The following is a 22,914-nucleotide window of genomic DNA, read 5'->3' as shown; positions in this document are numbered from 1 at the left end:
AGAAAGGGAGGGACTTCCAAAACCTGATGAGACGATTCTGGCTAAGTCGTTTGAAAGATGAAACAGTTTTTTTGTTCATAAGCAAACCCTCCTTTAAATAATGAGTAACATGGCTAATACATTCGGATAAAAGATAAGATACCCAAAACTCGGAGCTGAGCCCGGGGATTATCAAAATGAGTAGGCTTGTCATCATCAGTTTCAGGAAGCCATCCCTGCAAGACACGTCTTTAACGTGTTTCGACAATGTTTAATTTATCATAAATTCTATTCATGTCTATACAGGAAAAGCAATTTTCCAAAACCTATATTGTATTTTTAATTTCTCTAGTTTTTTAACCTCGACTGTGTTGTCAGCATCTTCAGCCCTCTAGGGAGCGCTACATACAGCTGTACAGGGCTCAGGAAGTGGCATCGGCCAAACAGCTTGTCTCAAACTTTTGCCAGCCTAAATTTGAAGAAGCGAATTGTTAATCGCAAGAGAAAGAATTAATAATTCTTGCGATAGCCGCTCTCGAAGCGCAACTTCATGAAGTTGCGAAGATGTTCTACAAACACGCGTATGCGCTCCGGCATAACGTTATAGTGCTGATAAATAACATGGATATCGGCGTTGGGTGTCGCGTAATCGGTCAGTAGTGGCACCAAATCTCCTCTGACGAAATGGTCTCTTAGGTCCCATTCGGCGCGAATGATGATTCCATACCCCTCAAGTGCCCACCGCGTTACGCTTTCTCCATCGTTGGCGGAAAGATTCCCTGCGACCTTCACGCTATAGCTGTGATCGTTTTTTTGAAACTTCCATACGCTCCAGGCGTCATGATTTTGCTGGAGTGCAATGCAGTTGTGTCTCGATAGGTCTTCTGGCGTTTCAGGAATCCCATATCGCTCAAGATAGGCTGGAGATGCACAAACGATACGTCGATGCGTTGCAATTTTTCTTGAATGAAAACTGGAATCCGGCAGCTCTCCAAAGCGAATCCCCACATCACAAGCATGTTCTGAAAGGTTGAGTGGATAATCCGAAAGCTGAAGTTTTACTTCGACTTTTGGGTAAGTGTCAAGGAAGTTTGCGATGGCTTCCGTCATATACTTTCGGCCAAATCCCAGAGGCGCGTTGATTTTTAAAAGCCCGCTTATTTCTCCTCCACGTTGTGCAATTCGTTCTTCCATTTCGTGGATGTAGGTTAATGCCTGCTCAGCGTAATCAAGGTAAATCTGGCCATCTGCGGTCAGGTTCATGGCTCGAGTGCTTCGGTTAAATAGTTGAACTCCAATCTTTTTTTCTATTCCTGCCAAGCGTTTGCTGACAGCGGCCGGAGAGACGTCCAGCTCGCGTGCAGCGTTTGACATACTTCCTGTACGACTAAGAGCAATAAAAAAGTCGAGGTCCTTGAGCGTGCTCACCGATTACCTCCAGGTTTAAAGTGTTTTAACTGCTGGTTCGTTGCTTGAGTGATTGCAGTCTGAATAAGGTGAATGAGTCATTTATTCAACTCTTCACCACGCAATAGGGTCGCTCATGAAAAAGCATCGAATCGCAGTTATTCCAGGTGATGGCATCGGCATTGAAGTTATCGAAGCGGGCAAGAAAGTGCTGGAAACTTTAGTCGAGAGCTATCCCGAAGTCGGCTTTGAATTCAAGGACTTCGATTGGAGTTCCAAGCGTTATCTGGAGAAAGGCCAATACATTCCCGACGGCGGTATTGAAGAGTTAAAAACCTTCGATGCGATCTATTTCGGTGCGGTCGGTAGCGAGCAGGTACCCGATCATATCTCGCTTTGGGATCTGCGCTTAAAAATCTGTCAGGGTTTCGATCAGTACGCCAATGTGCGCCCGGCACGTGTACTGCCAGGGGTGACAAGCCGTCTGCAAAATGCCGACAAGATCGACTGGGTGATCATTCGCGAGAACAGCGAAGGTGAGTATTCGGGTAACGGCGGGCGCGTTCACCAGGGGCTACCCGATGAAGTGGGCACCGAAGTATCGCTATTCACCCGCAAGGGGATCGAGCGCATCCATCGTTTCGCCTTTGATATGGCGATGTCGCGTCCGCGCAAGAAGCTCACGCTTGTTACCAAGTCCAACGCTCAGCGCCACGGTATGGTTCTGTGGGACGAGATTTTCTTTGAAGTTGCCAAAGGTTATCCAGAAGTTGAAATCAATCGTGAGCTGGTTGATGCCGTCACCACCACAATGGTGCTCAAGCCTGAGCGGCTTGACGTGATTGTCGCCACCAACCTGCACGCTGACATCATCTCCGACCTGGCAGCGGCGCTGAGTGGCAGCTTGGGTATCGCGCCGACCGCCAACCTCAACCCATCGGGTGAGTTTCCCTCCATGTTCGAGCCGATCCATGGCTCTGCCTTCGATATCACCGGCAAGGGGATCGCTAATCCGGTCGGCGCGTTCTGGACGGCGGTATTGATGCTTGAGCATTTGGGCGAGAAGACGCTCGCCGAACGGCTGATGGCGTCTGTCGAGGAAGTGATTGGCTCTGGCCTTCAGGCACCGGATCTTGGCGGCAGTGCGACCACACGTGAAATCACCGATGCGGTCTGCGAGTCGATCCGTGAGAAAGCAAGCCAGGCGCAGGCCGTAAGTTAAACCACACGTCTTATCGATCATCATTGCCGGCATAGGCAGAAAGGGGGCGAGCTGTGAGTTCGCCCTGTTTATTTTGAAACCGGCATTCGTCTTCTCACTATTACAAGGAAAAGGAAGATGAGCGAGCCCATCATTACTCTCGTCATTCTCCTCGTCGCTATCGTGCTATTTGTCACAGAGCGTATTCCGCTTGCGCTAACGGCAATGATAGTGCTGATCAGTTTGGTGCTGACACACGTTCTCACCCCGGCTGAGGCGTTTGCGGGATTTATCAATAGTAACGTTATTCTCTTTTGCGCCATGTTCGTTGTAGGTGGTGCGCTTTTTGAGACAGGCATGGCGAACAAGATAGGTGGGTTGGTCACCTATTTTGCTAAAACCGAGCGTCAACTCCTGCTGGCAATCATGCTGATTACTGCCGTGCTTTCAGGCTTTCTCTCCAATACTGGCACAGCGGCAGTATTGATTCCGGCGGTGATTGGTATCGCCAGCCGCTCTGGTATTCGCCGCTCGAAGCTTCTGATGCCGCTAGCATTTGCCTCGGCCATGGGTGGAAACCTCTCTCTCCTCGGTGCGCCAGGCAATTTGATCGTCAATGGCACGCTCGAGAATATGACTCAGGGCGCGGCGTCATTCGGCTTTTTCTCGTTTGCGATGATTGGGTTACCGATGATGGCAGTCGCGCTCGTTTATTTCCTGACCATTGGCTACAAGCTTTTGCCCGATCGTGAAATGGAGGATGGTACCGATCTCTATAATGAAACGCCTGTCGAAGCGCCGCTCTGGAAACAGTATTTGGCGCTTCTTGTATTGTCCGCAACCGTTTTAGCGATGATCTTCGAAGATGCGATCGGCTTTGATATGCACATTATCGGTGTAACAGGAGCTATCGTGCTCGTGCTTGTCGGCGTGATGTCAGAGCGCCGCGCTCTCGAAGCGATCGACTCAAGAGTGATTTTTCTCTTCGCGGGAATGCTGCCGATGGCGACCGCGATGCAAAAGACCGGGCTTGGCAGTATGTTGGCCGAAGGTGTGGTTGATTTTCTCGGTTCTGCGCCGTCGCCAAGGCTCTTGTTAAGCGTACTGTTCGTGATCTCGGCGGGGCTTTCCCAGTTCATGTCCAACACGGCAACCACGGCACTTCTCGCTCCAATCGGTGGCGCGATTGCACTGGGTATCGGTGCAGATCCAAGTGCTGTGCTGATGGCCATCTGTATCGGCGGCTCATGTGCGTTTGCCACGCCGCTCGGTATGCCTGCCAATACCATGGTGCTTGGCGTCGGCGGCTATCGGTTCAACGACTACGTCAAGGCGGGGCTACCGCTGGTGGTCGTTGGTTATCTGGTGTGTGTCATTCTGCTTCCGATGATCTGGCCGTTCTTCCCCGAGGGGTAATCAACCAATCCGGCTTGCAAGCCGGATCGTGACCCTGTCTCCAACCGAGCGCCTGGTCCTGGCGCTCGTTCTAATGGCGAAAAACTCATGAGTAATTTTTCTGCATCAATGAGGTCCAAAGAAATACGAGATTGGCTGTTGGATCTTTCACGTGATGCCGTTGACGCGGTACACCCCGCCCGGCTGACAACGCAGTCACTGCCAGAGGCCCCCGCAGGAAAGACTAGGGTTATCGGCGCTGGCAAGGCCGCCGCCGCCATGGCTAGCGCATTCGAGCGCGCATGGCTTAAACGACATCCCGATTCTCCACTGTCGGGGCTGGTAGTAACGCGTCACGGTCACGCCGAGTCGTGTCGTTATATTGAGGTGCTTGAAGCTTCTCATCCAATGCCTGATGCTCAGGGAACGCGCGCCGCGCAGCGAATGCTCGACATCGTTACACCGCTAGGTGAGAAGGATCTGGTGATTGCACTGATTTCCGGCGGTGGTTCGTCACTGATGTCACTGCCAGGCGGAATGCTCACGCTCGATCAGAAGCGCGAAATCAACAAGTCGCTGTTGCGAAGCGGCGCGCCGATCCGAGAAATGAACACTGTCAGGCGTCATCTTTCGGCTATAAAGGGTGGCAGGCTTGCCGCGGCAGCGCATCCGGCACGGGTCGTCACCTACCTGATTTCGGATGTGCCAGGCGATGATCCGTGTCTCGTCGCATCAGGCCCAACGTTACCTGATGATTCGACTCCAGCTCAGGCACTGGCGATCCTTGAGGCACGCGGCATCGCAATTGCGCCCGAAATCCGACAGCATCTGGAGACCGAAACAAGCGCGCCGAAGCCAGGTGATGCCGAGTTCGATCGCGATGAGGCGTTCGTGCTCGCCAGGGCTGTAGACGCGCTCGAAGCGGCACGACAGCAGGCTCGGATGCTCGGGATAGAGGTGCGAGTATTAGGAGATGATCTCGAAGGGGAAGCCCGCGATCTGGGACGCGAGCATGCGGCGATGGCACTTGAGCTGCAGGACGGTCTCGAACGTCCGCTTTTGTTGCTCTCCGGCGGTGAAACCAGTGTAACTGTCAAGGGCCAAGGGCGCGGTGGGCGTAATGTTGAGTATCTGCTGGGGCTTTTTCAGGCGCTCAAGGGCGCAAGCGGCATTCATGCACTCGCCATCGACACCGACGGCATCGACGGTTCCGAGGACAACGCTGGAGCGATTATCTCACCGCCGTGCTGGGAACGGGCAAACGAGATTGGCCTCTCAATCGAAGTGGCGCTCGATAACAACGACGCTTACAGCTTTTTCGAAGCGCTTGATGATTTGATTTTAACTGGCCCGACCCGCACCAATGTCAACGATTTCCGCGCCGTACTCGTACTGCCAATACGTTGATACTAGCGCCGACACCGAAACGGGCGAGTGCCGACAAAGTTCTTCCGTTTCGATCTTGTTTCAAACGGTAGGCTTTGGATTTATACAGAACTGGTTGCGGTTTGGTTGCTGATTAACTGTAAACCGCGCTCATTATGTAAATCATGGAATTTACCAAGTGACTGAAAATTATAGTAAACCGCATTGCAGGCGCGGTCCGATTTTGCTTTTCGCTGCACTCATAATCCCTTGGTCGCAGGTTCGAGTCCTGCTGGGCCCACCAATTATTTCCTGCATTGTTCGGTTCTTCCCCATTCTGCCTTTCTCGCCTGAAGTGGTTCGTCAGCAGCGTATCGCTGATTTCTACTGGCCTACCTGTCTTTTTCGAGCTGAAAGAAGTGGTTTTTTGCTCGGTTCATGATGCCACACGATGATCCAGTGGTTTTGAGACAGCACTATATGACCGGTATTCAAATTATGTGTTTTGAACTTCAGATGAAAATCAAAAAGGGTCAGTGCGATGAAAGGGGCCTGCCGGCCAAGTGGTAGGGCGAATTTCAGAGGCACTGGAAACAGCAGCATCGATGAGTCTTGCGACCCGTGCAGATAGGACGCACTCAGCCGTGTTCATGGCGCGCTTTGTTTAAAGCGATAGTGCAGCAACAGGGATGGCCTATCAGAAAAGCATCAGGGCAATGTTATTGTTTGCCGTCATCCTTGAAAGCATCGTGGCAGACACAGCACAGTTTGTTGCCGTCAGGGTCACGTAGATAGGCGCCATAGAAATAGTCGTGATACTGCGAGCGCAGGCCAGGGGCACCTTCGTCTGTGCCGCCAAGTGCCAGTCCAACCGCATGAAACTGATCCACGAGCTCATGACTGCGCGCCCTGAAAGCGACCAGCGTACCGTTGCCATGAGTAGCCGCCTCCTCATTGTAAGGGCTGCATACAAGAAAGAGGATCGGCTCCTGCGGTGCGGCATAGCACAGCCACTGGGTTTCGCTGTCGTCGTCACCATGTCGATAAAGGCCGATGCAGCTCAAGAGTGCATCATAAAACTCTCTGGCCCGGACCAGGTCGTTACTTCCTACCATGACATGACTCAGCATGATTGTAGTGCTCCGGCATCTGCTGTTCTGGCAGGTATTGATTGGCACAACCGCGTGGCGGTCATTGTGGCGCATCATTATGATTGATTGAACGAACAATAACAGTGCCACGAAGGCTGGATCATTCCGGGTAGTAGCAAATGATCAGAAAGGCATTATGCCGGCGGCGGGAAAAGATGTTCGTGAAGGAAAAACCGCGGTTACCGTCTTTCAACGGTAACCGCGGCCAGCTTCCATGCTGATGAAAGCATTCCATGCCTCAGGCGATCCATGCACGGCGTGAATCCTTCCACACGACCAGACTATTCGTGCTGATCACAACGCGCTATAGCCCTTTCGTGAAAAAGGGAAGAATCTGGCACCGCCCATGAAACAACCCGGATTATTGATCCGGGTTATTAGCCGCGCTTCTCGTGGTATTGCCAATTGGCGCTCTCAGGTAAAAAACGACATGAGATCGCGAAGCAGTTGAAGGGTATTGCTGATGGCTTCTGCCATGAGGGTATCTCCGTGACAAGTGACTGATCGCTTTCGATAACGCCTGGTGTGACGGCAAACGGTCGATGGCCATGATCAAGGGCAGCCGGACCGTGAATTGCGTTCCGGGCACTGCTCTCGATGATCCATCGATGATCGACGAAGAATACGGAGCAGTGAAAATAGTATGGCGTGGTATCACGTCATCAGCGAGTGGAATGATATATAAAGTCGTCGCTGGCTCGCTGATAGCGGCTTGTGCCCAGAATGCCAGCCTCGGCGCGTTCGCCGTTTCTCTGTATGGCCTGGCAGATGATATCGGTCTGGCCGGTAAAGGGTCTCAGGCCCGTTCTGACAGCCGTTTCCAGCAGCGCGTAGCATACTCCGTTGTTAAAGGGCTCGAGCTCCTCATCGCTGTAGTGATGATCTCCCGAGTAGGTCAGTTCGACGCTGATATTTTCATCGGTCAGCGAGCGAACGTTATAGCCCACCAGCCGCTCATCCTTGACCATCCTGTCGAGCGTTTCGGTAAACGGCGCCTCGGGAAGTGCCTCGGCCCGTGCCATGGCAAGGCCACCCGACAGATAAAGACCGACCAGCACAAGTGCGGATAAAAAATTCCGGTTCATAACACCCTCGCTTTGGTGATGTACTAATATTCTGTCTGCTTTGGAACTAGACAGCTGTGCCGAAAAAAAGATGGCACAGGTTAAATTGGCGCCAGGTTAAATTCTTGCCTAGGCTGCAAAGTGCCTGTTTTCGAAAAGGAGAATTCGAAATGACGTTCAAGGGTATCGCTACTACCGCAGTACTTGCATCCGTTCTCGGACTGGCTGGTTGTTCCGGCAACGATGTACAAAATCAATCGCCCTACGCGCAGGCTGATGGTCGTTATCAGGGAACGCTGCCGTGTGCCGACTGTGCCGGAATCAAGACCAATCTTGAAGTCCGCAATCAGGACAACACTGGTGCAAGCTTTACGCTGGACAGCACGCGTCTGGGACAGAGTGAAAAGCCGCTGCGTACTCAGGGTCAGGTGCTGATCAAGGAAAACGTGGGACCCAACAGCTATCCGCTGGTCTATGAATTGAAAAACGGTCAGGGCAACACCATCTATAACCTGCTGCCGGTAGGTAATGGTGACATGCGTCTGCTGGATCGTAATTATTCACGTATCGATTCCAGTGACAACCTGACACTCAAGCGCATTAATTGATAAGTGTTTGAGTCTCGATAACCCGGCCCTCGTGGCCGGGTTTATTGTAGGTACCAACGATTTGTACAGGAGATTGATATGGGTGATCTGTCTGAAGAAATGAGGATGCCGACCGCGTGTCCTGAATGTGGCAGTCATAGCGTTCGCCTGTCAGAAGTTAAAAACCCGGCCGACAAGGTATTCTGCTCATCGTGCAACACCGTGCGCGGACAGTATGCGGATCTGCAGAAAGAGCTTCAGAACAAGCCAAAAAGCGAAGCTGAACAGCTTCTGGAAGAAGTGGTCAACAAAAAGAGCGATGCCCCGGATCAGTCGTCATAATCCGGCGAATGTCCTGATCGTTCACACCGTATTAAAAAGGCCCGCTTCCATGGAAGCGGGCCTTTGCGTTGATGGGCGACCGGGATCAGCTTTTGATGCCGCCCCAGTTGCGGCGATGGCAGTCACACTCGCTGTTCTGACAGGGCTGATTGTCCGGATGCGACGACGCGCAGGCTTCGCAGCAAAAGGATTTGCCGTTGACCACGGGCGCGGTATCGGGAACGACGCACTCGCAGTAAGTGCAGTCACAGATGCGTTGTGTCATGAAAGACTCTCCTTTTATGAGACAGTAAGGGTTGCATATCCTGTCTCAAGCATAGGCCATCAGGGGCCGGGTGTGCCCTGAATGCTAGCCCATGAAGGCATTGGCAACGAAAAGCCCTGCAAGCGCTGTTACCCAACCAAGCGTGGTCGGCACGGACACCACCAGCATCTGATGTTTGGCGTTCTTGACCCCCAGCATGCGGTTGACCACCCAGAAATAGCTGTCGTTGAAGTAGCTGAAAAACAGCGCGCCAAGACAGGCTGCCTGAGCGGCAAGCACCATGTTGACCTCCGGCATGGCAGACAGGATCGGCGCTGAAATGGAGGCACCTGTAATCATCGACACCGTGCCGCTCCCCTGAGCAAAGCGCACCAGTGTGGCAATGATGAAGGGGATCAGAAACGCCGGCAGGGCCAGCGAGGCCACCTGAGTGCCGATATAGTCCCCTGCGCCACTGGCCCGCAGCACCGCCCCCAGAGCGCCGCCGGCGCCGGTCACCAGCAAAATGATGCCGGCACTTTCCACCCCCTTTTCCAGATGGCCCAGAACATCTTCGCGCGGCATCTTCGGCACCAGCCCATAGACGGCCACCAGTACCCCGATGCCCACGGCAATGACCGGGTTGCCAAAAAAGGTGATCAGCTGCCCGATCAATGAGGATTCAATGTCCAGCGTGTCACTGGCACCGGCCACGGCACTGAACAGTGTATTAAGAAAAATCAGGCCGATCGGCAGTGCGATGGGCAGTACAGAGCGCAGCAGAGAGGGCAGTTCATGCTCGTCAAGCTGCGGCGTTTCGCTGTCACTTGCGGCAAGGCTCAGACCCTTACCCGTATCGCGCTCGATCATGGTCTCGATGCGTGGGCCCATGATGCGCGCGTAAAGCACCATCACGATCAGCGCCGGCGTGGTGAACACAAGCCCCCAGGCAATCATCAGGCCGATATCGATACCGAAAATGCCCGCGACCCCCAGCGGCCCGGGCGTCGGCGGTACGGCGCTGTGGGTCACGATCAACCCCGAGCCCAGCGCGATCCCCAGGGTCAGGACCGAGCGCCCGCTGTTGCGCGCGAGCGCCCGTACCAGCGGGTTAAGGATGACGTAGGCCGAGTCACAAAAGATCGGAATCGAGACGATATAGCCGGTCAACGCCATCGCCCAGTCTTCGCGCTCCTTGCCCAGCAGACGCAGGATGCTGCGCGCCAGACGCTGTCCGGCACCGGACACCTCCAGAATACGGCCCATCATGACGCCAAACCCGATGACCAGACCGATGGTGGCCAGCGTCGCTCCGAACCCGGTGGTAATGGCACCGATGACTTCATTGGCCGGCATGCCGCCGATCAAACCAGCGAGAGAGGCTGCCGCGACCAGCGCCAGCAGCGCATGCACGCGGGTTTTCAACACCAGAAAAATCATCACAAAGATGGCAATGCCCAGCCCGATAATGACCTGGGGGCCCGCAGCAGTAGCTTCCGTCATGACAGTTCACTCCAGAGGGAGAGCATCGCCCGGATTACCGGGCGATGAGGGATCAGGCATTCTGATCGGCCAGGTAGTGCTGGTGGGCGCGGATGATGTCATCAAAGCTGTCGTCAACGTCAAAGCCCAGTGACAGGGCGAACCGGTTGTCAAACAGCGGCGCCCAGCTGTAGACGATCGACTCGATTTGCGCGTCACGCTCGTAACGAATCAGTGCCGCCGCCTCCGGTCCGGCCACACGCGCCAGACTCTCGACCATCTCTTTGACCTGAATCGACATGCCCGGCAGATTGACGGTGCGACAGTTCCCCATGCGCTCGCCATCAAGTGACAGCGCATGGGCGAGGTTATTGATGATGGTTTCCGGCGAGCAGATCCAGATGGCAAATTCCGGGTCGATCGGACAGATCGCCTCTTCCCCATTAAGCGGCTCGCGAATAATCGAGCTGGCAAAGGAGGAGGCCGCCCGGTTGGGCCGCCCGGGACGCACCACGATGGTTGGCAGACGACACACCCGCCCGTCGACAAAACCGCGGCGGCTATAGTCATTGACCAGTAGCTCCCCCATGGCCTTTTGCGTGCCGTAGGAAGAAAGGGGTTGTGGCGCGGTCTGCTCGGTCAGCGGCGAGGGCATGCCGGGGCCGAAGACGGCCAGCGAACTGCTGAACAAGAATCGGATGTTGCCCCCGCGCTGGCGGCAGGCCTCCAGCAGCGCGCGGGTGGCATCGAAATTGACCCGCATGCCCTCATCGAATTCCGCCTCGGCATGCGAGCTGACAATGGCCGCCAGATGACATACGGCGATCGTGTTATCGCGAAAGGCCCGCTCGATGACGTCAGGGTCGCTGATATCGCCGACCACGGAATCAATCCGATCGTCCGCTACCGGGCAGGGCGCCAGATCAAGGCTGGTGACATGGCTGATGGGCTGGCCGTCGAGCGTGCCCTGCTCGAGCAACTTCGCGGCCAGCCGTGCGCCCAGAAACCCGGCCGCGCCGGTGATGATGATATGCATTGCCTGCTCCCTGTCGTTGGTTGTCAGACAGCCCTGTAAAAAGCTATCCGGGTCTACCGGTTAACGAGCGTTGTCAATGAAGCGCTCACCGTGATCGAGCGATATCATTCAAACGAGGTATTGAGTGTTTCCCGTTTTTTTGTAATGTTGTCTGACAACTATCGGGCAGAGCAATATGGTCATTGGTCGAACAGGGATTGCTGATACGTCGATGTTATTGGCGTGGCAGTTGCAACGAGGTGATGCACACCATGGCTGATGCGTTATCGGATCGGACGCCCGGATTTGCCGAGCAGATGGCCCGTGCTCTGACGCGTGCCATCCATACCGGTGAACTGCGTGCCGGTGATCGCCTGCCCACCGAGGCGGCGCTGGGCCGGCAGTACGACGTCAGCCGCTCGGTCGTGCGCGAAGCGATCTCGGTGCTGCGCAGTGCCGGGCTTGTGGTCTCAAGGCGGGGCAGCGGCAGTTTTGTCGCCGATGAGCCACAGGTGTCGCTGGTGCAGGCGCTGCCCGGTGGCTCGCTGGCCTCGGTGCTGCATCTGCTGGAGCTGCGCCGCGCGCTGGAAGGCGAGGCGGCCTTTCATGCCGCGACGCGCTGTTCGCGCTCGCAGCTGCGTCGGCTGCGCAATGCCATGGTTGAAATCGACGAGGCCGTCGAGGCCGGCGAATCCGGCGTCGATCAGGACATGGCCTTTCATCGCGCCATCGCCGAGGCCTCGAACAACGAGTATTTCATCACGGTGCTGGATTTCTATACCCGCTTTTTGCATCAGGCCATCGGGCTGACCCGGCGAAACGAGGCGCGTCGCGAAACGTTCGTGGCCGAAGTGATCCGCGAACACGACGCGATCATCGACGCCATCGCCGCCGGGGACGGCGCCCGCGCTCGGCAGGCGGCCTGGTGGCACATGGATCAGGCGCGCCGCCGGCTCAACGACATTCCCTCGTCGCTGATCGAGGGGTTCGAGCAGGCCTGCAGCAACCATCAGAACTAACCACACAAGGCAGCATGAATATGGCGGACAGGCTCAGAGCAGGGGTGATCGGGCTGGGATCGATGGGGCTGGGCATGGCCACCTCGCTCATTCGAGGTGGTTTCGAGACACAGGGATGCGACATCAACCCGCAGGCGCTCGAGACGCTGGCCGGGGCCGGCGGCACACCGGTACAAAGCCCGGCCGAAATGGGTAGCGGCGTGGATATCGTCTTTCTGGTGGTGGTCAACGCTGATCAGATGCGCCAGGTGCTTTTTGGTGATAACGGTCTTGCAACGACGCTCGCGCCCGGCAGCATCGTAGTGGGCTGTGCCACTGCCGCACCGGAGGCCGTGATTGCACTGGCCGATGAGTTGGCCGCGCAGGATATTCACTATCTTGATATTCCCATCTCCGGTGGTTCGGTCAAATCCGCCGCCGGCGAGCTGACGCTGATGGCCGCCGGCCCCGCCGAAGTATTCGAACGAGCCCAGCCGGCACTGGATGCGATCGCCGCCACCATTTTTCGCCTCGGCGAGGCGCCGGGACAGGGCTCGCAGGTCAAACTGGTCAATCAGCTGCTGGCGGGGGTGCATATTGCCGCGGCGGCCGAGGCGATGGCCTACGGCATCAAAAGCGGCTGTGATCCGCAAACGCTGTATGAGGTGATCACCCAAAGCGCCGGCAACTCCTGGATGTTTGAAAACCGCGTGCCGCACATTATCGACGGCGATTACACCCCACGCTCGGCGGTGGATATCTTCGTCAAGGACCTGGGGCTGGTGCACGACACCGCCCGCGCTGACCGATTCCCGCTGCCGATGACCGCCCAGGCGCTGACCATGTTCAGTCAGGCTTCTTCCATGGGGTTTGGTCGCGAGGATGACGCCGGTGTCGTACGTATCTTCCCGGGAATCGATCTGCCCACCCGTGCTGCCAACGACTAATTCTGCCAACCAGGGAGAGCCCCATGCCATTGCTGGGCTGTATTGCAGATGACTTTACCGGTGCCACCGATCTGGCCAGTCAGCTGGTCAGTATCGGCATGCGTACCGTGCAGACCATCGGCGTCCCCGATGAGGGGCTGGCCGACGAGCTGAAAGACGTTGATGCCGTGGTGGTCGCACTCAAGAGCCGCACCATTGCCTCGGGTGATGCGATATCGCAGTCACTGGCAGCGCTTGAATGGCTTCAGGCCCGCGGCTGCGAACAGTTCTACTTCAAGTACTGCTCCACCTTTGACTCCACTGCCGAGGGCAACATCGGTCCGGTCACCGATGCGCTGATGAGCGCGCTCAAGGTGCCCTTTACCGTGGCCTGTCCGGCACTGCCGGCCAATCGTCGAACGGTCTACAACGGCTACCTGTTTGCGGGTGGGGTGCCGCTCAATGAAAGCGGCATGCAGGACCACCCGCTGACCCCCATGACGGACGCCAACCTGGTGCGCGTCATGGGCAGCCAGACCCGTCACCAGGTCGGGCTGGTGGATATCGATTGCATACGCCAGGGGAGCCAGGCGGTACGTCATCGCTTTGATGCGCTGCAGGCGGACGGCGTTGGCGTGGCGATTCTCGACGCCATCGAGCAGCGCGATCTGGAAACGCTGGGCGAGGCATGTCGTGATCTCAAGCTTGTCACCGCGGGCTCCGGTCTGGCGCTGGGCCTTCGCACGCGCTGGGCGGATCAATTGACCGGCGAACGTGCCGCCGAACTGCCGGCCGTTTCGGGTCGTGAAGCCATTCTGAGCGGCAGCTGCTCAAGGGCGACGCTGGCTCAGGTGGAGCACGCCAGGGCGCACTATCCCCATTACCGCCTCGACGCCCTGACGCTGGCCGAAGACTATCAAAGCCAGATCGACGAGGCGCTGGCACTGGCGCGTGAGCATCTCGGTCAGTCGCCTGTACTGATCTATGCCAGTGCGTCTCCCGACAATGTCAAAAAGGCGCAGCAGACGCTGGGCGTGCAGGAAGCCGGCGAGATCGTCGAGCGGGCGCTGGGAGAGATCGCCGCGACGCTGGTCAGTGAACTGGGCGTGCGCCGCCTGCTGGTCGCCGGGGGGGAAAGCTCCGGCGCCGTGGTCAGTGCGCTCAACGTGAAAGGCCTTCAGATTGGACCGAGTATCGATCCGGGGGTGCCCTGGACCGTCACGCTGGGCAGCAGTGAGCGGCTTGCGCTGGCGCTCAAGTCGGGCAATTTCGGCGGTGAAGACTTCATGACAAAGGCCTGGGAGAGCATGCCATGAGCCATATCAATACCCACTCGGAAGAAAATCGCCTGCGCGAGGAGATCAGCGAGATCGGGCGCGCCTTTCGCCAGCTGGGCATGGCGCCCGGCACTTCCGGCAATATCAGCGCCAAATGCGACGGCGGCTGGCTGATGACGCCCACCAATGCGAGCCTGGGCGCGCTGGACCCGGCCGAGATCTCGATGCTCGACTGGGACGGCAATCTGATCTCCGGCAAGCCGCCGACCAAGGAGTCCTTTCTCCACCGCGCCTTCTATGAGTCGCGTGAGGAGGCCGGCGGCGTCATCCATCTGCACTCGACCTACGCCTCGGCGGTCTCCTGCCTCAAGGGCCTGGACGAGCGCTCCTGTATCCCGCCGATCACGCCCTATTTCGTGATGCGCGTGGGCCGTCTGCCGCTGTTGCCCTATTTCCAGCCCGGCGACCCGGCGATGGGCGAGGCCGTGCGTGACTACGCCCCGGATTACAGCGCCGTACTGCTGGCCAACCACGGCCCGGTAGTCGCGGGCAAGAGTCTGGAAGCGGCGAGCAACGCCATCGAGGAGCTCGAGGAGACCGCGCGTCTTTTTCTGCTGCTCCAGGGTCGGCAGATCAATACCCTGGATGAAGCGCAGATCGACGGTCTGCGCCAGCAATTCGGCGCCCGCTGGTAGGGGCTGCGTCCCGGCGCCTGCGGGCGCCGGGCCATGACTGCCTGTTGTCATCCATTTTCCCTCAAGGAGCCCGCATGCCGCGTTTTGCTGCCAACCTCACCATGATGTTCAACGAAGTCGCCTTCATGCAACGCTTTGAACAGGCCGCCCGCCAGGGTTTTGAAGCGGTGGAATATCTCTTTCCCTACGCCTTTGACCCCGATGAGATTGCCCGGGAGCTCAAGCGCCACGATCTCAAGCAGGTGTTGTTCAATCTGCCCGCCGGCGACTGGGACGCCGGCGAGCGCGGGCTTGCCGCGCTGCCCGGGCGCGAAAACGAGTTTCGTGACAGCGTCGAGACGACGATTCGTTACGCCCGGGCGCTGAACTGCCCGAGGGTGCACGCCATGGCCGGGGTGGCCGACGAAGAAGCGGACCTCGCGGCCATGCAGGCGACCTATCTGGACAACATCCGCTTTGCCGCGCGACGACTCCAGCAGGAGGGCATTACGCTGCTGCTCGAGCCGATCAACAGCCGCGACATGCCCGGCTACTTCATCAACTATCAGCATGAAGCGCATGACGTGATCGAGACGCTGGGCGAGCCCAATGTGCAGGTACAGATGGACTTCTATCACACCCAGATCATGGAAGGGGACATCTGGGAAACCTTCCGGGAGTACCGCGAAGGCGTCGGCCATATCCAGATTGCCGGCGTGCCCGAGCGACACGAGCCCGACAGCGGTGAGGTCAACTACGCCTGGCTTTTTGAGCAGCTCGACCAGGCCGGTTTCGAGGGCTGGCTGGGCTGTGAGTACAAGCCCCGCGGTGAGACAGCCGCAGGGCTTGGGTGGTTTGCGTCCTGGCGTCGGAGCTAACGTCAGAGCAGTCGGGGGCTATCGGCCGGCGGTTCAGTCGCCTCTGGTCAGGCTGAGCATCGAGCCCTCCCTTTCGGCGGCAATATGCCAGGCAAGCGCTTTTTCCAGGCAGTGCGGCGTATGGCCGCCGCGCTGGCACGCTTCACTGAAATACTCCCGCAGCGCCGGACGATAGAGCGGGTCGGCGCAGTGCTCGATGATGACCCCGGCACGCTCGCGCGGGGCCAGACCGCGCAGGTCGGCCAGACCATGCTCGGTGACCAGGATATCGACATCGTGTTCATTGTGATCCACGTGACTGACGAAGGGCACCAGGCTTGAAAGCGCGCCATTTTTGGCCGTCGATTTGGTAATGAATATCGACAGGTGGCCGTTGCGGGCAAAGTCGCCCGACCCGCCGATGCCGTTCATCATTTTGGTACCGTTGACGTGGGTCGAGTTGACGTTGCCGTAGATGTCGGCCTCCAGCGCGGTATTGATGCCAATAATCCCCAGGCGCCGCACGATGCCCGGGTGGTTCGACATCTCCTGCGGGCGCAGCACGATACGGTCACGGTAGTCGGCCAGATGCGGCCAGATTCTCTGTCCGCACTCTTCGGAAAGCGTGATCGAACTGCCCGAGGCAAAGGTCATCTTGCCGCTGTCTAGCAGGTTGAACGTGCTGTCCTGCAACACCTCCGAGTACATGGTGAGATCTTCAAACGGCCCTTCCATCAATCCGTTGAGCACGGCATTGGCCATGGTGCCGATGCCGGCCTGCAACGGCATCAGCGAGGGCGGCAGACGGCCCACCTCCACCTCATGATCGAAAAAGCCGATCAGATGATCGGCAATGCGCTGGGTATCTTCATTGGGAATGCCGACGGTGGACGGGCTGTCCTGGCCTTCGGTCAGAACGATGGCGGCAATTTTGGCCGGATCGATAGGGATGTGGTCCACGCCGATGCGGGTGCTGGCATCCACCACCGGAATGGGCTGGCGGGCCGGACGCATCTGGGGAATGTAGATGTCATGCAGGCCGATCAGCGCCTCGGGCGTGGAAAGATTGAGCTCCACGATCACCTTGTCGGCCAGAATGGCAAAGCTTGCCGAGTTGCCCACCGAGGCCGTGGGAATGATGCCGCCGTCTTCGGTAATGGCGCAGGCCTCGATCACGGCCACATCGATGTTGCCCAGCTGCTTGTTGCGCAGCTGTTCGACCGTTTCAGAGAGATGCTGATCAATGAACATTACCTCGCCGCGGTTGATGGCGGCGCGGAGCGTGGCATCGACCTGAAAGGGCATGCGGCGCGACAGCACCCCGGCTTCGGTCAGATGGCGGTCGATGTCATTGCCCAGTGACGCCCCGGTCATCAGGCTGATCTTCAACGGTTCCTTTTGGGCCCGGCGCGCCAGCGCCAGCGGCACATCCTTGGTTTCCCCGGCACGGGTAAAGCCGCTCATGCCGACAATCATGCCATCCTGAATCAGTTCGGCAGCCTCATCAGCACTCATGAGACGTGATTCCCACCCCTTCAACTGACAGCGTTCGCTGGCGGTTGCTTTCATGCAGAGACTCCCTTTCAGGTCATTCCGATCGATGGCGCAGGTCGCGCATCCCTTCAATGTACAGCGCTGATATCAAACACTAAACGCTTAAAAAGAAAGGATATGTGTCGCAGGTCAAAAAGCAGGCGCGCGGCATGAAAAAAGGCCCCCGCGGGGGCCCTGGCAAGCTGCTTGTGGTTTACAGCATCTCCCTTTTGGGGCCGGTTCTGACATGGGTGGTGTAGAGCGTCAGCCCCGTGAAGGCCAGCCCCCCGGCCAGGTTGCCCAGCACGGTGGGAATTTCGTTCCACCACATGTAGTCCCAGACCGAGAAGTCACCGCCCATGATCAGTGCCGAGGGAAAGAGAAACATGTTAACGATCGAGTGCTCAAAGCCCATGTAGAAAAAGAGCATGATCGGCATCCACATGGCGATGACCTTGCCGCTGACCGAGGTGGAGATCATCGCGCCCACCACGCCCATCGACACCATCCAGTTGCACAGCATGCCGCGCATGAAAATGGTGACCCAGCCGGCCAGCCCGTGTTCGGCGTAGCCCAGAGTGCGCGCCTTACCGATGCTGGCGATCCGGTCGCCGATCTCGCCCGGGGCGATGGAGAAACCGTAGGTGAGGATAAAGGCCATCATGAAGGCCACCGTCAGTGCGCCGGCCAGATTGCCCAGAAACACCCAGCCCCAGTTGCGCAGAATACCCTTGGGGGTAACGCCCGGGCGGCGATCCAGCAGCGCCAGCGGGGTAAGCATGAACACGCCCGTGAGCAGATCAAAGCCCATCAGGTAGAGCATGACAAACCCGACCGGGAAGAGCATCGCGCCCACCAGCGGCTGGCCGGTCTGTACCGTAATGGTCACGGCAAAGGCCGCGGCCAGTGACAGGATGGCGCCCGCCATGAAGGCGCGAATCAGCGTGTCGCGGGTGGACATCGAAATCTTTGACGCGCCGGAGTCCACCATCCTGGTGACGAACTCCGCAGGGGTCAGATAGGACATGGTATGGCCTCGGGTGGTGTTGTTATGCCATGTGTCGGGTACTGGCGTGCCTGACCCCGCAGGCGCTGCGGGGTCAGGCAAGCCGAGGAGAGCGTTGCGGTCTTAATCAATGACGACGTGATCGCCCTCGAGTCGTACGTCATAGGTCGCCAGACGCACCTGATCGTCTTCCAGGCAGACGCCGTCGGTGAGGCGGAAATGCTGCTTGTAGATGGGCGAGGCGACCACCAGCTCGCCGCCCTTGTCGCCGATAATGCCGCGACCGATCACGTTGGCGCGGGAAAACGGGTCATGGTGGTCGATGCCAAACACCTCCGGGGCGCTGTGGCGGTCGCGCCCATGGGGCAGATAGAACAGCGCAATCTGGCGGCCTTCGTGCAGGGCGACCACGCCCGAATAGTCGACCAGATCGCGGACACCACACAGGACCTGTGTTGCGTTGTTAACAGCGGTTGCAGTGCTCATCAGCGGATCTCCACGGCAAGGGACTGAACCTCGTTTTCACGAGCAGGGCGGGGCTGGTCGCGCTCGGTGACATTGACGATATCCGGGTCACCGCAGCGGTCGTTAACAAAGGTGCGAAAGCGCTTGAGCTTTTCCGGGTCCTTCAGCGCGTTGGCCCACTCGCACTCATAGGTCTCCACGATGTGGTGCATCTGGCGCTCAAGCTCGTCACCCAGTTCCAGGCTGTCGTCGATGACCACCTCCTTCAAAAAGTCGAGGCCGCCTTCCAGGCTTTCCCGCCACACCGAGGTGCGCTGCAGCTTGTCGGCGGTGCGCACGTAGAACATCAGGAAACGATCGATGTATCGAATGAGCGTGGCGCTGTCGATATCGGTAGCAAAGAGCTCGGCGTGGCGCGGGCGCATGCCGCCGTTGCCGCACACGTACAAATTCCAGCCGGCCTCGGTGGCGATCACGCCGATATCCTTGCCCTGGGCCTCGGCGCATTCCCGGGTGCAGCCCGATACGCCCATCTTGACCTTGTGCGGCGTGCGCAGGCCCTTGTAGCGGTGCTCGAGTTCCAGTGCCATGGCGACACTGTCCTGCACGCCGTAGCGACACCAGGTGTTGCCCACGCAGGACTTCACCGTGCGCAGTGACTTGCCATAGGCGTGGCCGGTTTCAAAGCCGGCATTGATCAGCTCTTCCCAGATGTCCGGCAGCTCGTGGAGCTCGGCCCCAAAGAGATCAATACGCTGACCACCGGTGATCTTGGTGTAGAGATCATATTTTCTGGCCACTTCCCCCAGTGCGACCAGCTTGTCGGGGGTGATCTCGCCGCCGGCGACCCTGGGCATGACCGAGTAGGTGCCGTTTTTCTGCATGTTGGCCATGAAGGTGTCGTTGGTGTCCTGCAGCGCCACGTTCTGCGGGTCCATGATCGGCTGGTTCCAACAGGTAGCGAGAATCGAGCCGATGGTCGGCTTGCAGATATCGCACCCCAGTCCGTGGCCGTGCTTTTCCAGCAGTTCGTCAAAGGAGGTGATCCCCTCGACGCGCACCATGGCGTAGAGCGCCTGGCGGGTGTACTGAAAGTGCTCGCAGAGGCTTTTGTCCACTTCCATGCCGCGGGACTCGAGCTCGTGCTCGAACACCTGCTTGAGCAGTGCCGCACAGCCGCCGCAGCCGGTGCTGGCCTTCGTCTCGATCTTGAGCGCGGCAATATCGGCGCAGCCCTCGTCGACGGCCCGGCAGATCGCGCCCTTGGTGACGTTGTGACACGAGCAGACCATGGCGGTGTCGGGCAGGGCATCGGCACCCAGCATCGGTGCGCCGCCTTCGCTTTGCGGCAGAATCAGGGCGGCCGGATTCTCGGGCAGGTCGATGCCGTTCTGTACGTACTGCAGCAGGGTGTCGTAGTAGCTGTTATCGCCGACCAGAATCGCGCCCAGCGCCTTTTTACCATCGCTTGAGACCACCAGGCGGCGATAGCCGTTGCCGGCTTCATCAATCCAGCGATAGCTCTTCGACCCTTCGGTAGTGCCGAAGGCGTCCCCGATCGAACCCACATCGACACCCAGCAGCTTGAGCTTGGTCGACATGTCCACACCGCTGAAGGGCTCGCACACATCGGTGAGACAACCGGCGACGGTGCGGGCCATGGTGTAGCCCGGCGCCACCAGACCGAAGGTCTGCCCGTTCCACAGGGCACACTCGCCGATGGCAAAGATTTCCGGATCCGAGGTGCGACAGGTCTCATCGATCACGATGCCGCCGCGCTCGCCGATCTCCAGGCCGCAGTCGCGGGCCAGCTGATCCTGCGGGCGAATGCCGGCGGAAAAGAGCACCAGGTCGGTATCAAGATGTTCGCCGCCCTGGAAATTCATCCGGTAGGCGTAGTCATCCCCCGGCGTGGCCACGATCTCTTCGGTGGCCTGTCCGGTGTGGACGCCCACGCCCAGCGCCTCGATGCGTTCGCGCAGGGCGGTGCCGCCCTGGTCGTCCAGCTGGACCGGCATCAGGCGCGGGGCAAACTCCACCACGTGGGCTTCAAGGCCCAGCGACTTGAGGGCGTTGGCGGCTTCCAGCCCCAAGAGGCCACCGCCGATCACCACGCCGCGGCGGGCGTTGGCGGCGTGGTCGCGAATGGCGTCAAGATCATCCAGGGTGCGATAGACCAGCCTGGCCTGCGGATGTTCGCTGACGTCCGGGCCGGGAATCGGCGGCACAAAGGGGTAGGAACCGGTGGCGATGATCAAGCTGTCGTAGGGCAGGCGTCCATCGGCGGTGAGGATCTCACCCCGGTCGCGATCGATCTGCGTGATACGCACGCCCAGATGCAGCGAGACGCCGTGCGTTGCGTGCAGATCGGCCTCCCCGAGGGCGAGGGCGTCGGCGTCCTTGCCGGAGAAATACTCCGACAGGTGCACGCGGTCATAGGCGCGGTAGCGCTCATCACCGAAGACGTGAATCTGATAGTGCTGTGTGGCGCCGCGTTCGATCAGCTGCTCGACGCAGTGATGGCCCACCATACCGTTGCCGATGATAACGAGCTGCTTTTTCTCGGGGTGAATCGTCAGGTCCTGCATGATCAGGCAGCCTCCTCAAGCTGTTGGGTGGCATCCGCGGCGCCAAAAATCAGCGTGTCGCGACAGGGCGTGAGATCGCCCTTGTCCACGCTCTGGCGGAAATACCAGGGGCCATCGCGGGTGTCGCCGTAGAGCACGGCGCCGACAAGTCGGTTGTTGCGCACAATCAGGCGGCGATAGTCGCCGTAGTTGGCGTCGAGATAGCGCAGCACCTCGTCACCGGGTTCGGGCGCCAGCGCGCCGAAGGCGTAAAGCTCAACGCCGCTGACCTTGAGCCGGGTGGCGCTGGGCGTCAGGACGTAGCGCCGGTCACCGCCGCAGAGCCGGTCGGCCAGTACCTCGACCTGGGCCCAGATGGGATCGACCAGGCCAAAGGTGGTGCGCTCGAACTCGCAGCACTCGCCCAGCGCCATGATGGCCTCGTCACTGGTGGTCAGGGTGTCATCCACACGGATGGCCCGATCGCCTGCCAGGCCCGCCGTCAGACCGAGCTCGGCGTTGGGCACGATGCCGGCGGCGACCACCACCAGCCCGGCGGCCAGATGTTCGCCGTCATCGAGCACGACACCGGAGACGCGGGTGCCATCAACGCTGTCATAGGCGACAGGGTGGCGCCCCACACGCAGCGCCAGGCCACGGCCCTGGAGCTCGCTGGCCAGCAGCTCGGCGGCCCGGTCATCCAGCTGGCGGTTCATCAAATGTGACGCGCGGTGGACCACGGTGACCTCAAGGCCGCGCTTTCGAAGGCCTTCGGCCGCCTCGAGCCCCAGCAGCCCACCGCCGATCACCACCGCGTGGCGGGTGTGATCTTCGGCCGCCATCAGCGAGCTCACATCCGCGGTGGTGCGAAAGCCGTGGATGCCGCCAAGTTCGGCACCGGGCAGTTCGAAAAGGCGCGCGCGCGAGCCGGTGGCGATGATCAGGCGGTCATAGTCGTGGCGCTCGCCCTGATCATCGATGATCTGCTGCGCCGCTTGATCAATGGCGGTAATGCGTCGACCACAGTGCAGCGTAATGTGGTGGGCCTTGAACCAGTCGCGGTCGCGCAGGGCAATGGCGGCCTCATCCACCTCGCCGGCCAGCATGGGCGAAAGCAGGATGCGGTTGTAGGCGGGGCTGGGCTCATCGCCGAACACATGAATGTTTTGCGGCCGCTCGGGCCGGGCCACCAGCGCTTCCAGCAGGCGCTGGGTGGCCATGCCATTGCCGATAATGAGCACGCGTTGGTCGGTGATGGCCTGTGGGGTGGCATTGTTCGTTGTCATGGTCGACCTCCCGGCGTGATGGATTGTCGATAGCGCAGATAACGCTGGGCCAGGTGCGCGGTTAGTGGAGCCTGTCTGTCATCAAGCGAACGC

Annotated in this window: 21 protein-coding genes; 10 read left to right on the top strand and 11 right to left on the bottom strand. The window is 58.8% G+C overall.

The features are described 5' to 3' along the window. Nucleotides 1–489 precede the first annotated feature (489 nt). Entirely contained in the window at nucleotides 490–1,407 is a 918-nt protein-coding gene (locus tag ACXMYO_RS07850; RefSeq protein ID WP_457808338.1) for a LysR family transcriptional regulator, read from the bottom strand. Nucleotides 1,408–1,522: 115 nt separating this feature from the next. Here ACXMYO_RS07850 and ACXMYO_RS07845 point away from each other — a divergent pair, with 115 nt between their 5' ends. The 3 genes from ACXMYO_RS07845 (at nucleotide 1,523) to ACXMYO_RS07835 (ending at nucleotide 5,389) form a co-directional block, all read left to right on the top strand. Continuing rightward, nucleotides 1,523–2,608, top strand: a complete 1,086-nt coding sequence (locus ACXMYO_RS07845; RefSeq protein WP_457808337.1) for a tartrate dehydrogenase — start codon at nucleotides 1,523–1,525, stop codon at nucleotides 2,606–2,608. Between the two features lie 117 nt (nucleotides 2,609–2,725). Further along, entirely contained in the window at nucleotides 2,726–4,003 is a 1,278-nt protein-coding gene (locus tag ACXMYO_RS07840) for an SLC13 family permease (protein WP_457808336.1), read from the top strand. Nucleotides 4,004–4,090: 87 nt separating this feature from the next. After that, nucleotides 4,091–5,389, top strand: a complete 1,299-nt coding sequence (locus ACXMYO_RS07835; RefSeq protein WP_457808335.1) for a glycerate kinase type-2 family protein — start codon at nucleotides 4,091–4,093, stop codon at nucleotides 5,387–5,389. Nucleotides 5,390–6,066: 677 nt separating this feature from the next. On the opposite strand, the gene ACXMYO_RS07830 is transcribed toward ACXMYO_RS07835, so the two are convergent. Together ACXMYO_RS07830 and ACXMYO_RS07825 are read right to left on the bottom strand one after the other, a co-directional pair. Next, complete coding sequence (locus tag ACXMYO_RS07830; RefSeq protein WP_457808334.1) at nucleotides 6,067–6,477, bottom strand: VOC family protein; 411 nt, start codon at nucleotides 6,475–6,477, stop codon at nucleotides 6,067–6,069. 683 nt (nucleotides 6,478–7,160) lie between these two features. Continuing rightward, a complete protein-coding gene (locus ACXMYO_RS07825; protein ID WP_457808333.1) occupies nucleotides 7,161–7,583 on the bottom strand; it encodes a hypothetical protein in 423 nt (140 codons plus the stop codon). A 149-nt stretch (nucleotides 7,584–7,732) separates the two neighbouring features. On the opposite strand from ACXMYO_RS07825, the gene ACXMYO_RS07820 reads away from it, so the two are divergent. Next, nucleotides 7,733–8,170, top strand: a complete 438-nt coding sequence (locus ACXMYO_RS07820; protein WP_438768067.1) for a copper resistance protein NlpE N-terminal domain-containing protein — start codon at nucleotides 7,733–7,735, stop codon at nucleotides 8,168–8,170. Nucleotides 8,171–8,248: 78 nt separating this feature from the next. Further along, nucleotides 8,249–8,491: a hypothetical protein gene (locus ACXMYO_RS07815; protein WP_457808332.1), complete on the top strand. Its 243-nt coding sequence runs from the start codon at nucleotides 8,249–8,251 to the stop codon at nucleotides 8,489–8,491. An 85-nt stretch (nucleotides 8,492–8,576) separates the two neighbouring features. Here ACXMYO_RS07815 and ACXMYO_RS07810 read toward each other — a convergent pair whose 3' ends face one another. The 3 genes from ACXMYO_RS07810 to denD all read right to left on the bottom strand — a co-directional run bounded on the left by ACXMYO_RS07810 (nucleotide 8,577) and on the right by denD (nucleotide 11,253). Further along, the gene (locus tag ACXMYO_RS07810) at nucleotides 8,577–8,756 is read right to left on the bottom strand and encodes a hypothetical protein (protein ID WP_438768065.1); all 180 of its coding nucleotides are present in this window, start codon (nucleotides 8,754–8,756) and stop codon (nucleotides 8,577–8,579) included. Between the two features lie 84 nt (nucleotides 8,757–8,840). After that, nucleotides 8,841–10,238: a GntP family permease gene (locus ACXMYO_RS07805; protein WP_457808331.1), complete on the bottom strand. Its 1,398-nt coding sequence runs from the start codon at nucleotides 10,236–10,238 to the stop codon at nucleotides 8,841–8,843. 52 nt (nucleotides 10,239–10,290) lie between these two features. Continuing rightward, nucleotides 10,291–11,253 carry a D-erythronate dehydrogenase gene (gene denD / locus ACXMYO_RS07800; RefSeq protein WP_457808330.1) on the bottom strand — a complete coding sequence of 321 codons (963 nt, stop codon included), beginning with the start codon at nucleotides 11,251–11,253 and terminating at the stop codon, nucleotides 10,291–10,293. A 251-nt stretch (nucleotides 11,254–11,504) separates the two neighbouring features. Here denD and ACXMYO_RS07795 point away from each other — a divergent pair, with 251 nt between their 5' ends. From ACXMYO_RS07795 to otnI, 5 genes are all read left to right on the top strand, one after another. Then, on the top strand, nucleotides 11,505–12,251 hold the full coding sequence (locus ACXMYO_RS07795) for a FadR/GntR family transcriptional regulator (RefSeq protein WP_457808329.1): 747 nt from the start codon (nucleotides 11,505–11,507) through the stop codon (nucleotides 12,249–12,251). A 20-nt stretch (nucleotides 12,252–12,271) separates the two neighbouring features. Beyond that, complete coding sequence (ltnD, locus tag ACXMYO_RS07790) at nucleotides 12,272–13,177, top strand: L-threonate dehydrogenase (protein WP_457808328.1); 906 nt, start codon at nucleotides 12,272–12,274, stop codon at nucleotides 13,175–13,177. 23 nt (nucleotides 13,178–13,200) lie between these two features. Then, nucleotides 13,201–14,472, top strand: coding sequence for a 3-oxo-tetronate kinase (otnK, locus tag ACXMYO_RS07785; protein ID WP_457808327.1), 1,272 nt, complete (start codon nucleotides 13,201–13,203; stop codon nucleotides 14,470–14,472). After that, nucleotides 14,469–15,128, top strand: coding sequence for a 3-oxo-tetronate 4-phosphate decarboxylase (otnC, locus tag ACXMYO_RS07780; RefSeq protein WP_457808326.1), 660 nt, complete (start codon nucleotides 14,469–14,471; stop codon nucleotides 15,126–15,128). Before otnK ends, otnC begins: the two co-directional genes overlap by 4 nt. Nucleotides 15,129–15,202: 74 nt before the next feature. After that, nucleotides 15,203–15,985, top strand: a complete 783-nt coding sequence (gene otnI / locus ACXMYO_RS07775; RefSeq protein WP_457808325.1) for a 2-oxo-tetronate isomerase — start codon at nucleotides 15,203–15,205, stop codon at nucleotides 15,983–15,985. A 33-nt stretch (nucleotides 15,986–16,018) separates the two neighbouring features. Here otnI and ACXMYO_RS07770 read toward each other — a convergent pair whose 3' ends face one another. From ACXMYO_RS07770 to ACXMYO_RS07750, 5 genes are all read right to left on the bottom strand, one after another. Beyond that, nucleotides 16,019–17,533, bottom strand: a complete 1,515-nt coding sequence (locus ACXMYO_RS07770; RefSeq protein ID WP_457808324.1) for an acetyl-CoA hydrolase/transferase family protein — start codon at nucleotides 17,531–17,533, stop codon at nucleotides 16,019–16,021. Nucleotides 17,534–17,711: 178 nt separating this feature from the next. Continuing rightward, nucleotides 17,712–18,524, bottom strand: a complete 813-nt coding sequence (locus ACXMYO_RS07765) for a formate/nitrite transporter family protein (RefSeq protein ID WP_457808323.1) — start codon at nucleotides 18,522–18,524, stop codon at nucleotides 17,712–17,714. A gap of 102 nt (nucleotides 18,525–18,626) precedes the next feature. Beyond that, the gene (nirD, locus tag ACXMYO_RS07760; protein WP_438768052.1) at nucleotides 18,627–18,989 is read right to left on the bottom strand and encodes a nitrite reductase small subunit NirD; all 363 of its coding nucleotides are present in this window, start codon (nucleotides 18,987–18,989) and stop codon (nucleotides 18,627–18,629) included. After that, complete coding sequence (gene nirB, locus ACXMYO_RS07755) at nucleotides 18,989–21,556, bottom strand: nitrite reductase large subunit NirB (protein WP_457808322.1); 2,568 nt, start codon at nucleotides 21,554–21,556, stop codon at nucleotides 18,989–18,991. Before nirB ends, nirD begins: the two co-directional genes overlap by 1 nt. Before the next feature lie 2 nt (nucleotides 21,557–21,558). Beyond that, nucleotides 21,559–22,821 (bottom strand): NAD(P)/FAD-dependent oxidoreductase, encoded by a 1,263-nt coding sequence (locus tag ACXMYO_RS07750; RefSeq protein ID WP_457808321.1) that lies wholly within the window; start codon nucleotides 22,819–22,821, stop codon nucleotides 21,559–21,561. Nucleotides 22,822–22,914 lie beyond the last annotated feature (93 nt).

It is taken from the genome of Kushneria sp. EE4, from assembly GCF_977968315.1.
The sequence above is the reverse complement of the archived record's forward strand: the minus strand, read 5'-3'. Positions and strand labels throughout refer to the sequence as shown.